Annotated in this window: 11 protein-coding genes, 1 rRNA gene and 2 pseudogenes; 4 read left to right on the forward strand and 10 right to left on the reverse strand. The window is 48.3% G+C overall.

Annotated features, from left to right (window positions below):
- Nucleotides 1-273 precede the first annotated feature (273 nt).
- The gene (gene spoVT / locus LX24_RS12695; RefSeq protein ID WP_166512522.1) at nt 274-807 is read right to left on the reverse strand and encodes a stage V sporulation protein T; all 534 of its coding nucleotides are present in this window, start codon (nt 805-807) and stop codon (nt 274-276) included.
- Nucleotides 808-1,400: 593 nt separating this feature from the next.
- Here spoVT and LX24_RS12700 point away from each other — a divergent pair.
- From LX24_RS12700 to LX24_RS12715, 4 genes are all read left to right on the forward strand, one after another.
- The gene (locus tag LX24_RS12700; RefSeq protein WP_243131735.1) at nt 1,401-2,033 is read left to right on the forward strand and encodes a succinate dehydrogenase/fumarate reductase transmembrane subunit; all 633 of its coding nucleotides are present in this window, start codon (nt 1,401-1,403) and stop codon (nt 2,031-2,033) included.
- Nucleotides 2,030-3,853 (forward strand): fumarate reductase flavoprotein subunit, encoded by a 1,824-nt coding sequence (locus LX24_RS12705; protein WP_166512523.1) that lies wholly within the window; start codon nt 2,030-2,032, stop codon nt 3,851-3,853. Before LX24_RS12700 ends, LX24_RS12705 begins: the two co-directional genes overlap by 4 nt.
- Nucleotides 3,853-4,614, forward strand: a complete 762-nt coding sequence (locus LX24_RS12710) for a fumarate reductase iron-sulfur subunit (RefSeq protein ID WP_166512524.1) — start codon at nt 3,853-3,855, stop codon at nt 4,612-4,614. Before LX24_RS12705 ends, LX24_RS12710 begins: the two co-directional genes overlap by 1 nt.
- Nucleotides 4,615-4,824: 210 nt before the next feature.
- Nucleotides 4,825-5,526, forward strand: coding sequence for a spore coat protein (locus LX24_RS12715; RefSeq protein WP_166512525.1), 702 nt, complete (start codon nt 4,825-4,827; stop codon nt 5,524-5,526).
- Between the two features lie 142 nt (nt 5,527-5,668).
- Here LX24_RS12715 and LX24_RS12720 read toward each other — a convergent pair whose 3' ends face one another.
- The 9 genes and pseudogenes from LX24_RS12720 to rrf form a co-directional block, all read right to left on the reverse strand.
- Nucleotides 5,669-6,379, reverse strand: coding sequence for a Crp/Fnr family transcriptional regulator (locus tag LX24_RS12720; protein ID WP_166512526.1), 711 nt, complete (start codon nt 6,377-6,379; stop codon nt 5,669-5,671).
- 203 nt (nt 6,380-6,582) lie between these two features.
- Nucleotides 6,583-7,062: pseudogene (locus LX24_RS12725) on the reverse strand (3-hydroxyacyl-CoA dehydrogenase NAD-binding domain-containing protein); the annotation flags it as partial.
- A 39-nt stretch (nt 7,063-7,101) separates the two neighbouring features.
- Nucleotides 7,102-7,188, reverse strand: a pseudogene (locus LX24_RS12730) (acyl-CoA dehydrogenase family protein); the annotation flags it as partial.
- Nucleotides 7,189-7,313: 125 nt separating this feature from the next.
- Nucleotides 7,314-8,099 carry a PAS domain-containing protein gene (locus LX24_RS12735; RefSeq protein WP_341473575.1) on the reverse strand — a complete coding sequence of 262 codons (786 nt, stop codon included), beginning with the start codon at nt 8,097-8,099 and terminating at the stop codon, nt 7,314-7,316.
- Nucleotides 8,100-8,339: 240 nt separating this feature from the next.
- Nucleotides 8,340-9,443, reverse strand: a complete 1,104-nt coding sequence (locus tag LX24_RS12740) for an FAD-binding oxidoreductase (protein WP_166512529.1) — start codon at nt 9,441-9,443, stop codon at nt 8,340-8,342.
- A gap of 1 nt (nt 9,444) precedes the next feature.
- The gene (locus LX24_RS12745; protein ID WP_166512530.1) at nt 9,445-10,455 is read right to left on the reverse strand and encodes an electron transfer flavoprotein subunit alpha/FixB family protein; all 1,011 of its coding nucleotides are present in this window, start codon (nt 10,453-10,455) and stop codon (nt 9,445-9,447) included.
- Nucleotides 10,445-11,269, reverse strand: coding sequence for an electron transfer flavoprotein subunit beta/FixA family protein (locus LX24_RS12750; protein ID WP_243131736.1), 825 nt, complete (start codon nt 11,267-11,269; stop codon nt 10,445-10,447). Before LX24_RS12750 ends, LX24_RS12745 begins: the two co-directional genes overlap by 11 nt.
- 388 nt (nt 11,270-11,657) lie before the next feature.
- The gene (locus LX24_RS12760) at nt 11,658-12,116 is read right to left on the reverse strand and encodes a hypothetical protein (RefSeq protein ID WP_166512533.1); all 459 of its coding nucleotides are present in this window, start codon (nt 12,114-12,116) and stop codon (nt 11,658-11,660) included.
- A 302-nt stretch (nt 12,117-12,418) separates the two neighbouring features.
- Nucleotides 12,419-12,533: ribosomal RNA gene (gene rrf, locus LX24_RS12765) — 5S ribosomal RNA — on the reverse strand.
- Between the last annotated feature and the right edge of the window lie 209 nt (nt 12,534-12,742).

The following is a 12,742-nucleotide window of genomic DNA, read 5'->3' on the forward strand; positions in this document are numbered from 1 at the left end:
TGATAATCTTTAGGATTATCATATAGCCTGCCGCAACAATTACCGATCTGCCCGCCGGCTAATACCGAGCCTTCCACGACCCGGTATTAATCTTTGGCCGACTGTTACAGAGCCTTTGTGACCCTGTAACAATCTTGGCTCGGCCATTACGAACCTTACGCTAATAATGTGCCCCTTTTAAAATAAATTATTCTGGTAATTTTTAACTGGCAGCATATTTGAGAGTAAAAGTTTGTAAGGTAATGCCAAAAAAAAACGCCCCCCCAAGAGGCGTTATTCTTCCATCTGTTTGGCTAAAAATGAGGCCGCAGTCTCAGAGAGCTTTTTCTCTAAATCGCCCATACGCTCATCGCCGCTGGAGGTGATAATCACAGCACCGATGGCATCGCCATTGGCTATAATGGGGGAAACCACACTGTTTTTAAACATCGTCCGGTCATCGGTGGTAAAGCTGTGTTCCTCTTCCACCATCTGGGTCTGCCGGTTGTTTATGATATCTTCAAGCATACCGCTGATGGGCTTTTTCATTAACTCTTTTTTAAAGCCACCCGAAACAGCGATTATCTCGTCTCGATCGGCGATACACACCACATGCCCCAGAGCCTCATGCAGCGAATCGGCATACTCCTTGGCAAACTCACCCAATTCATTAATGGGGGAATATTTCTTTAAAATTACTTCTCCATCCCGGTCTACATATATCTCCAGTGGTTCCCCTTCACGGATTCGCATGGTGCGCCTGATTTCTTTGGGAATGACGACCCTGCCAAGGTCATCTATACGCCTCACAATGCCTGTGGCTTTCATCCATGTACCTCCTTTATTAAAATCTGCTTTTTTTATTGAATCTTGCTTTAGTAATATCCTAATTATGACCAAACCATTACAGGAAACCATTGCAAAAAATGCCGTCCCGGCTTCATAGTAATGAGGCCGAATAGCCTCAAAGCCATATTTTATAACCATTTCAGCCCCTGAAGTTTTTAAAAAAGAGTGAATTTTTACTTAGTTGAAATTTATGGAAACAAGCAGGCGAATTGACTTAAAATTAAAATTTTTTTTAAAAATAGTTTCTAATTATTAAAAATTATAAACTATTGAATTTTACCAAACCAGAGATACCAATGCCCCCATACGGGCATGGAAATTGCTATAAAAGAAAACCAATACCATTGTCAGCGCGGGCAAACTTATAGTCAAAATAAAAGTTATTATAATTAAAGGACTTTGCTGACCAGTTGTCTAATTTTTAAATGCGGGTTGATTTAAAATTTTTAGATTGATTAAAAAATCAAACAATTAATAAATCATTCCAAGGAGGCGATATATATAGGAAAAAAACAACTAAGCCCCAATTGCCTAAAACGGCTATAACCCCAACAAGAAAGGAGAAGAAGCTGTTGCTACAAAGAACCCTGTCTAAAAGCAACAAAACCGATTTATACCTCGATCTGGTTGAATTGGCCAGCGGGCTTATCTTGGTGGGATTTTTATGGACCCATATGCTTTTCGTAGCCACTATTTTGATCTCACCGGAAACATTTAATTCATTATCCGAATTTTTGGATACTTATTATCTTTCCTACATCGGCATCCCGTTTGTTGTTGTGGTTGCCCTCATGCATTTTGTTATCGCGGGACGCCGTATACCCACCCGGATGCAGGAACAGCGCATTATCTGGCAGCATGCTAAAATGCTGCGCCACACCGACACCTGGACCTGGGTTTTCCAAGCCATCACAGGCATGGCCATTTTGGTGCTGGCCAGTATCCACGTCTGGTTAGTGGTGACAGGCTGGCCCATTCGCGATTTCACCAGCGCCCAGCGTATGGAAGCCTTTTGGTGGTTCTACCTGGTGCTGCTTCTTGTAGGTGAATACCACGCCGGGTTCGGCATTTACCGTCAATTCGTCAAGTGGGGCTGGTTCCCCCGCAAACCCATCAGCTATGTCTCCAAAGCTATCACCGCCGTTATACTTGTTCTGGGACTGGCGGCAATGGTGGTCTTTGTCCAGTTAGGAGGTACCCTATGAGCATATACCAAACCCATATCACAGATGTACTAATCGTAGGTGCGGGCCTGGCCGGTGAGAGAATTGCCGTGGAAGCGGCTATGCATGGACATGACGTAATATTGCTCAGCCTGGTACCGCCGCGACGTTCCCACAGCACCGCGGCTCAAGGCGGTATGCAGGCCTCTCTGGGCAACTGCGCCATGGGTGAAGGCGACAACCCCGACGTACACTTTGCAGACACCGTCAAAGGTTCCGACTGGGGCTGTGACCAGGAAGTGGCCAGACTATTCGTGGAAAACGCACCCCTGGCGGTGCGGGAGATGGCCATCTGGGGCGTACCCTGGAGCCGGGTGGTGGCGGGCCAGCGTAAACTGCCCGACGGACGGGTGATTGAAGAGAAAAAGGAAAAAGAGGGTTTAATCACTGCCCGGGACTTCGGCGGCACCGCCAAATGGCGGACTTGTTATACCGCCGACGGCACAGGCCATACCCTGCAGTACACCATGGACAGCATGGTGCTCAAACTGGGCATTACGGTACATGACCGTACCGAGGCCATCTCCCTTATTCACGATGGAGAACAGTGCATCGGCGTGGTGGCCCGCTGCCTCCGCACCGGTGACTTAAGGGTATACATTGCCAAAACAACCGTCATCTGTACCGGAGGCTACGGACGGCTGTACAGCGCCTCCACCAACGCGGTAATCAACGAAGGTAACGGTATGTTCGTGGCCTTGAACACGGGCGTTGTACCCCTGGGAAACATGGAAGCCGTGCAGTTCCACCCCACGGGCATGGTGCCGGTATGGATATTGATCACCGAGGGTGCCCGGGGCGACGGCGGTTACCTGCTGGATAAAAATTTATACCGGTTTATGCCCGATTACGAGCCCAAGAAAAAGGAACTGGCCTCCCGGGACGTGGTATCCCGCCGCATGACTCAACACATGCGGGCCGGCTATGGTGTAGACAGCCCCTACGGGCCGCACCTGTGGCTGGACATCCGGCACCTGGGCGCCCAGCACATTAATACCAACCTGCGGGAAATCGCCAACATTGCCCGCAACTTTGCCGGTGTAGACCCGGTGAAAGATTTAATACCCGTGCGCCCCACCCAGCACTACAGCATGGGCGGCGTGCGTACCAACAAAGACGGCGCGGCCTATGGCCTTAAAAACCTGTTTGCCGCAGGCGAAGCGGCCTGCTGGGACCTGCACGGATTTAACCGCCTGGGCGGCAACTCCCTGGCTGAAACCATTACCGCCGGCCGGATTATCGGTAAAAAGGTGGCCGAGTACACCAAGGACGCCACCATATCATATAATTACAAACTGGTTGATGACGCCGTTAAAGAACAGGAAAACCGCATCAAAGCACTGGTGCACGGTTGGAACGGCAAAGAAAACGTTTACGAAGTCCGCAACGCCATGGAAAAGAACCTGATGGATTACGTGGGCATTTTCCGCAACGGTAAAGACCTGCAAAAAGCAGTCGACAACCTGCGGGAAGTATACCATCGCTCACTGAAGATTGGCTTAAGGTCCAACGGAGAAGGACCCAACCCGGAACTGGCTCAAGCGCTGCGCATGCCCGGTATGGTACGCCTGGCATTGTGCATAGCCTACGGCGCGCTGATGCGTACCGAAAGCCGCGGCAGTCATGCCCGGGAGGATTACCCCAAACGGGACGACGTCAACTGGCTGAAGCGCACCCTGGCTTACTGGCCGGACGGCGCGGATCTGCCCGAATTGAAATATGAGCCTGTCAAGATCACCGAACTGCCACCGGGAGACCGCGGTTACGGCGAATCCTCGGCTCAATCAAAAGGAGGCAAATAATGGCTGATCGTGAGTTAACCTTTGAAATATTTCGCTATAATCCTGCCAAACCCGAAATCAAGCCGCGTATGCAAACGTATAAACTAAAGGAAACCACGGGCATGACCATATTTGTGGCCCTGAATATGATTCGGGAAGAACAGGATCCGTCATTGATGTTTGATTTTGTGTGCCGGGCCGCCATTTGCGGTTCATGCGCCATGATTATAAACGGTCGTCCCCGGCTGGCCTGTAAAACCTTGACCAGTACACTGCCCCGGACAATTAAATTGTTCCCGCTGCCAGTGTTTAAATTGATCGGTGATTTGTCCGTGGACACCGGCACCTGGTTCAGGCACCTGTCCATAAGGACCGAATCCTGGGTGCATACCAGTAAGACCTTTGACCCCACGAAAGAGGAAGAACGCATGGATAACAAAATCGCCCTGGAAATTTATGAAGCGGAGCGCTGCATTGAGTGCGGCTGTTGCATAGCAGGCTGCGCCACCGCCAATATCCGGGACGAGTTTCTGGGCGCAGCAGGCATCAACCGGGTGGCCAGGTTCATGGTAGACCCCCGGGACGAGCGCACCCCTGAGGAATATTTTGAAGTGGTGGGTTCCGAGGAAGGTGCCTTCGGCTGCATGGGTCTGATGGCCTGTGACGACAACTGTCCCATGGAACTGCCCCTGCAAATGCAGCTGGCCTTTGTCCGGCGCAAAATAGCCTCCATCGGCCTGGGTATAAAGCAAGAGAAAAAAATCAAGATGGGTATCGGTTAATCACCGCACCCCTTAAAAAGCCTGGCTCCCGTAACGGGGTCAGGCTTAAAGTTTATTAAAGTAACCACATTATCTTAATAGTTCAATATATAAAATATAGCCCGAAATCACTGCTCTCACAGTGAACTTCTCCCTTCCCTGCATAATTTCCGGCAAATACCTGAATAATAAACAGCGACAATGCTATCACTATGCAAAGGGAGGAATTCCATGAAAACAGGAACCCGCGAAGCAATGGTAATCAGTGAAGTATTGCGCAGCAGCGCCAGCATGATTGACCATTACAATCTCTACATGGGCAACTGCCAGGACCAGCAACTGCGTTCCATACTGGACCGCCAGCAAAGGCATGCCCTGGACAGTTTCCAGAGACTGACCCAAATGATGCAAAACCACGGGCTGGACACCAGCAATATCCCCATGCCCACCACCATGTCCATAACAAGCGGCACCATGACTACCACCGCCTCCGCACCGGCCACCTACGGCACCCAGTGGACTGCGCCACAGTACACTACCGGGCAAACCGGTGCCGCGCCCTACTCCATGCAGTACACCACCGGCAACCAGGGGATGAGCATGTCAACGCCCACCCACACAGATGTCCGGATGGGTATGCAAACTCAAACCGGCACCCAGCCCACCACCGCTAGTTTCAACGACCGTGCCATCGCGGAAGGGGCACTGCAGCTCCACAAGCACGGTGCCAGTACAGTCACCCGGGCCGCTCTGGAATGCTCGGAGCCGCATATCCGCACTGCGTTAACCAGCATGGCCCGCAACTGCATTGAAATGTCTTACGAACTTTATACCTACATGTCTCAGCGGGGCTGGTATCAACTGCCTGATACTCCGCAAAACTTTATTTCCCATGCACCAATGCAGCAGCAACAGCAGTACCCCCAACAATAACATGGCCTACGACAAAAAGAGCAGCTGGTCACCGCCTTTGGCGGGGACCAGCTGTTTTATCCACTGCCGGTGATGCCATAATGTTAACCAAATACACGGGAAGTCGAAAATTTAAGCGCGAGTTCCGCTTGCGTACATTGGATTAACAATCAAGCCACCTGGCCAATTTGTCCGGGTTAATAATTTTAATCGTTCTCCCCTCGTAAACTATGCTATTCTCATTTTTGAAGGTATTTAACAAAGAGGTTACTGTTTGCCTGGATGTCCCCACCATACTGGCCAGTTCCTCGTGGGTTAACTGGAGATTGATTTTAATACCATTCTTGGTTTGCTCGCCCATCCGCTCCGCCATCTTGATCAGTATATGGGCAAGCCTGCTGGGAGCCTGGTGGCATACCATCTCATGGATGATACCCTCGGCCTCCCGCATTCTGATGGCTAATAACGTGGCTACCTTCACGGCCAGGGAAGGGTGTTTGGCCATTAGCCTTTCAAAATTATTTTTAGTTAGCACCACCACGGTCACGTTACTAATCGCTCCGGCAAAGCAAAGGCGTTCAACGCCCAACAGAGTTTCTGCCAGTCCCATAAGCTCCCCCGGGCTTCGCATACTGCCCACATTCACCCGCTTGCCGTCGGCTGAGATTCTGTATATCTTTACCCACCCGCTTTCCAGCAGGTATACCCTGTCTGCAATATCCCCGGCTGCAAATAATACATGCCCCCTGGGATAACGCACCACTGTCCCGGCCTGCCTGATTAAGGTTTTTTCCGCACCGGTTAGTACAGGGTCCGCTTTGTATACAGTATTGCCGGTAAATTCCGTTTCGTTTATTTGTATTGCTATTCCCATACCCGTACCCCTATACTCAATAATTATTATTTCTTATAACTGTGATGAAAATATCAGATAATTCAAATTAATTATGTCGCATTGGTGACAAGAATTCAGTCTCTTGGCGGACATATAATTTGTCAATTGCGCGACATTGCTATATTTCAACTTGTGACAATACAATTAACCTTTGACAAAGTAAACATTCAGCAATAACTTATAGAAATATTTAGACCTGAAATTGTTTCAACAAGCTTCATCACAGGTACCGGGTTCATAAAATGCATCCCGATTACCTTCTCCGGGCGACCATTGACGGCGGCAATTTCCGTAATGGGCAAGGAAGAAGTGTTGGTGGCTAAAATAGCATGCTTGGGTGTAATCTCATCCAATTCTTTAAATATCTTGCCCTTAATTTCCATGTTTTCCACAGCCGCTTCAATTACAATATCAATGCCAGCAGCATCTTGAAGGCTGGTGGAGGGGCTGATCCGGTTTAAAATAGCTTCCTTTTCCGCCGCGTCCATTTTTCCCTTGCTAACGTTTTTACTCAGGTTTTTTTCTATAATACCCAGGCCGCGCTGGACAAACTCATCTTTAATATCGTTGAGTAACACTTCCAACCCGGCAACTGCAGCTACCTGGGCAATGCCCGAACCCATCTGCCCTGCTCCTACTACCATTACTTTATTTATTTGCATACCGTTCTTTTCTCCCCTTTATAATGCTTATTTTACTTATCAATCTTTAAGCAAGTTTTTCGCTATCACTTTGCGCTGAATCTGGTTAGTACCCTCATAAATTTGGGTTATTTTGGCGTCCCGCACTTTCGCCCCTTATAAGTACCGTAGAACTGGTTTTAGCCGCCCGTCCAGTGGTTTCTTTTAATAATTTGATTTCCGGACTTTCACCAATGATTTTATCTAAACCAAACCTCTCCTTGTATACACGGTCAAGCTCGCCCTCGTAATAATCCAACTCCTCCCGGAGCCTGTCCACCTTTTTTCGCCAGGGCATAAAGGTCGTTGACATTTTTAAAAGCCACCACACCCAGGGCACCGACAATTTCGTCGCCTTTTTTTATTGGCACCCGGTTGGCCACAATATCATGCCCGTTTACATTCATAATGTATCCATACTCGGGCACTCCCTTTTCCATAACCCGGGGGAATTGTGGGTTAGGATAGCAATCATAAACATTCCTGCCAATTAAATCGGAAGCCTTTTTATTTAACAAACTGGCAAAAGCCTGGTTAACCATGGTAATGATGTAATTTTTATTTACAGCTATAACTCCGTCGGTGGAGAGCTCCAGAATAGTCTGCAATCTTTCCTGAAGTTCCCGTACCCTTTCGTTTTCGCTATGTAACTCGTTAATTAGTACTTGTAAATTGGTAATATCGTGGAAAACTGCTACAGCCCCCAAAATTTCACCATTTATCCTAATTGGATTACGGTTGGTAATATAGGTGCCGCCTTTAAGTTTCAACCTGCGACCCAATTGCGGTATACCGTCCCGCAGGACATCGAGAATACCGGTGGCGGGAAAAAACTCTTTTACGTGCCTGCCTATAATACTATTTACGGGAAGTTCCAAAAAATCAGCAACCATTTTATTGCAGTAAATAATAACACCATCTCTGTCTATGGCAACAATGGAGTTGCTAGTACTGTTTAAAATATCGTTTATGGATACGGAACTTTTTTTATATGCATCTTCTAATCCCCCAATTAATATGTGTGAATATACCGCACAGAAAACTTTGCAAAACTACAATTGATTTTATCCATAAAAATACCGGTCAGTATAACAATGATATTATACTTAAAAGTAGGGGTTATGATCATTAAACAAAATTTATCAAGTATGATGCTTTCTTTAAAAACAAAAACCGTGAAATCCTGCTATACACAGTCATACTAAAAACCCCCCGGCACAAAACCAGGAGGTCTTTTTAAAAATCAACTTATAATATCTTCATGGTCTTTCGCCCCTATAAAATAACCGCACTTTGCCCGCGTCTTTAAGCCAGTATGCGGCGGCCAACCGCCCGGTTTCAATTTGCTGGTGATTCTGTTCCTCTACACTACTGCGTGATAACTCGGGATCCGCTTCAAGACTTTCCAGTAAGGTGTCGTAAAAACTGGTCATCAATTGCCTCTGATACGTGTCCCCGGCTATTACAGCATCAGCAAAGCTGCCCCCGCCACCGGCAAGCATCTCCATAACCAGCTCCAACTCCCCCGGCGGGCAGTTTATGGACACCAGCATGCAAGTTGCCGGTGGTGGCCCACCGGTTTCATAAAATTCAGGTGCAAGATCGGGTGCCCATCGGCGCATTATGTCCGCCAGTTCCGGGTAATTGTCCAGTTTCACGGCAACAACGGCATCCAGTTCCCGGCGGTATTGTTGCCATAGCAATGGCCACACGCCGGGAACCATATCCATATCCCGGTACTTCATGACCAGCCAGTACTGTTCCCTGCGCCCGGGCAGCAGTTTCAGGTAAATGCCGCTGATCACCGCGTATTCATACCTATAGCCCCCTAAAATATAGGTAAGCTGGTAATTATCCAAATCCCTGGCTGATCGTTCGCCCACGGTTATTATATTACCACTGGCCAGTACCAGTTCCAGGCCGCACAGGCAGGCGGTGAGGCACTTAAAGTCGGGTTCGCCTTCGGTAAAACAAGCGGCCACGTTGTCCCCAACGGTTGCCTGTTTATGCTGGCAATTTCTACCCGGGAAAAAATATCCTGTCTCTCGAGCCGTGTCAATAATTTCATCCACCTCAGCACCGGGCTGGGCAGCAATAATAAGCTGGTCAAGGTCCAGGCGGATTTGGTCCATTCTATCCAAAGATATTAAAATATCTTCCTGGCGGGCGGCCCCTGTGCCGGGACCCACTGCGTATTTGGCCGCACAGGCGGTCATACCCGATTGCCTGGCCAGGTTGAATACAGCCGCTATTTCTTCACTTGAAGCCGGCCTGGCCACAATCCTTTCCTTATCCAAGGTAACATTTTGCCGGCCCAGTAAAGCTGTGAGCTTTGGGGCTATGTGAGCAAATTTATCATCCACTTTAACCGTGCCTCCCGTTTGTTTTCTTTTGGGCTTTAACGGCCTGGATTAAATGAGCGATCACCGTGGGGGCATCGCCAATTATACCAAGGTCGGCCACATTAAAAATTTGTGAGTCGACATCTTCATTGATGGCAATGACATATTCCGAGGTAATCATACCTGCCAGGTGCTGTATTTTGCCCGATACCCCGGCCGCAATATATACTTTGGGAGACACAGTTTTACCTGTAAGCCCTATCTGGCGGGCAAAGGGGGCCCAACCGGCTTCCACGGCAACCCTGGTGGCGCCAAGGCCGGCACCCAGCAAATCGGCCAGCTCCCCCAACAGTAGATAATTCTCTTTATTTTTCATCCCTTTACCGCCCGTAACCACAATATCGGCATTTTCCAGGTTAATATCCTTTTCCTCATGGCGTACAAAGGATACTAATTTCTCCTGCCAATTATCACCGGTGTTATATTGCCTGGTAATCACCTCACCCCTCCTTGACCGGTCATATACGCCGGGTTTTATGGAGCGGGGCCGGACGGTGGCCATCTGGGGCTTGGTACGGGCGGTTTTAATGGTGGCCATAATATTACCGCCAATAGCCGGTCGAGTCTGCAACAGCAAATTGTCTTTAGGGTCTATATCCAGCTCGGTGCAGTCAGCGGTTAGACCCGTAGCCAGCCTTGCCGCCGTGATGGGCATAACCGTTCTCCCAAAAGTGGTGGCCGGTGCTATTACTATGCCGGGCTGCTCGGCGCGGATAGTTTCCAGCAGCAGGCGGGCCGCAGAGGTGACCAGAAAACCGTCCGGCTTACCGCCGGTTACCACCAGCACCCGGTCCGCCCCCCAGTGAACCAGCTTTTGAAAATCATCCTGCCGGGCACCCAGCACTGCACAGTCCACCTTTACGCCAAGTTTACCGGCAAGTTTTCTCCCCCAGGTGATCATTTCCCAGGTCAAGTCGTGCACTTTTCCGTTGCGTATTTCCGCCAGCACCATTACATTCGGATTAGCTTCCATAACTATCCCCCTCTCCCATTAGACCACGGCTTTGGAGTGCCGTTAATATGGTCTGGGCCGCTTCGGACATCTTTTCTTCCGTATCGGCAGTATAAAAGGTAGTCTGCCTGGATAGCTTGGGGGTAAATACTTTTACCACCCGTGTGGGGGAACCCTTTAGACCCAGGGTATTCTCTTCAACCCCCAGCTCGGCAGGCCCCCATACCGGAAAGGATAATTTTTTGGCCGTTATGTAGCCCCTTAAGGTAGGCAGCGGGGGGTTGTTAATATCCTTAACCACTGTCACCAGTGCCGGCAGTTTGACCCTAACTTCTTCTACGCCTTCCTCCAAGATACGCCGGGCGTTTATATGATTATCATTTACTTCCAGCCGGTGCACAAAGGTTACCACCGGAATATCCAGCAATGCCGCAGTCATGGGGCCTGTTTGCCCGGTTTCCCCGTCGGTGGCTTTTTCTCCAGCCAGAACAATATCAAATGCGCCAATTTTACCAATGGCCGCCGCCAGAACCCGGGACGTGGCCACGGTATCAGAGCCGCCAAAGGCTTTGTGGGAAAGTAGAATTCCTTTATCGGCGCCCCTGGCGCAAGCTTCCCTGAGCACTTTTTGCGCGGATGGAGGTCCCATGGTGAGGGCGATAACTTCGGCACCGGGATTCCTTTTTTTGATTACAACAGCTTCAGCAAGGGCATGTTCATCCAGCGGGTTTAATATGGTTTCGCCCGCGTCACGAATCATTACCCCGGTTTTTGGATCCATGCGGGTATTTGCCGTTCCCGGTACTTGTTTTATTAAAACAATTATTTTCATCATCAAAACCTCTTTCGGCAATTTGTTTTTAGCTCTTTTAGCCGGGAGCTGCACGTCGCTATTCACTAATATTTTAAAGTATATTATAGCTGATTGCTATGATATTGATCACATATTTACCACAGCCCATCTATTACAGGGGAGGAACGTATTTTAACTGACTAATTTTACGCATATCGCAGTACACCAGTTCTCCAAGAGGTTTTGGAATGGCCCAAGCCATTCCAAACCTCTCTCATTTTTTCGAAAGAGGTCTATTTGGAATTATCTCCGGCAACGACCTGCTCTCCTACCCCTTTACCGGGACAGTTCTAATCAATAATAACTTACAAGTGGTGAACATGTCTGAACACTACGATGGCCAAAATCGTTAAACATATAAATCAGCTTATCAGGCTTTATTGACCCGGTCCACGTCAAGCCGCCATAATATTTCTACCGTCACCAACCCAAAGGCCGAAGCAGCTATCAGATCTGTTAACACAGAGTCAAGGCGCAGCGGAATGGTTGCCTGTATTTTGAATAAATAAGACAGCCCATATAATGAAAACCATATCAACACACCGTATAGCCAGCCGCGCAAAAGATAGTTTTTACTTGTTACAACGGGTATCAGATAAGCCAGGATTATCCCCAGCAAACCTACAAATACAAGCTGTGCCATTTGGGCAAAAATTGCCTCTAACACACTATAAGGCTTGGTACCATATATTACAAGTGACGCCCAATCTAAAAAGCGCAACTCAGCAATATTAAGATAATATGACGTTAGGTTAATGATGTTCATAATTACACCGCCTGCTAATCCCGCAATTAAACCCCTGGCAAGCCTATCATTTTCAATTTTCATTTGTAACCCACCAATCCTTTTCTATTCGTAACATAACAAATTTTACAAACCATATTTATCATAGCCATACCCCGGATTTTCAATACATGGCTGAAGAATCATTTATAAGCTGTTGGTGGGTCAACCAGGGTGGCAACGCGGAAGCAGCCCGTCGCTTTCGTCCCTGCGGGGATGTGTGACGGGCTTTTTATATTTTATACTTTTCTAATTAACGCTTACATAAAAGTTAATGTGTCAAACACTTAGGTGCTGGATAATATATAAGCCCCCTGGTCTAAAACCAGGAGGCTTACTAAAATTAATTCCGGCAACTACCTACTCTCCCGGGGCATAAGCCCAAGTACCATCGGCCTTAGAGAGCTTAACTTCCGTGTTCGAGATGGGAACGGGTGTATCCTCTCCAGTATGGTCACCGGAAAACTTATTAGACGTTTGAATTTAGAAATTGGAAATTGGATAACCAAACTCCTTATCCCTTCAAAACTGCACAGCGATTTGTTTTTTTAAAGCCCAGGCTTTTTCACTTTAGTTGGATTATCCTTGGCGCTAGTAGTCTTTCCAACTTCTAACCTCCAATTTCCAACCTCCGCCTTTTGCTGGTCAAGCCCTCGACCTATTAGTACCGG

The sequence above is a fragment of the Desulfallas thermosapovorans DSM 6562 genome (assembly GCF_008124625.1).
Taxonomy (GTDB): domain Bacteria; phylum Bacillota; class Desulfotomaculia; order Desulfotomaculales; family Desulfallaceae; genus Sporotomaculum; species Sporotomaculum thermosapovorans.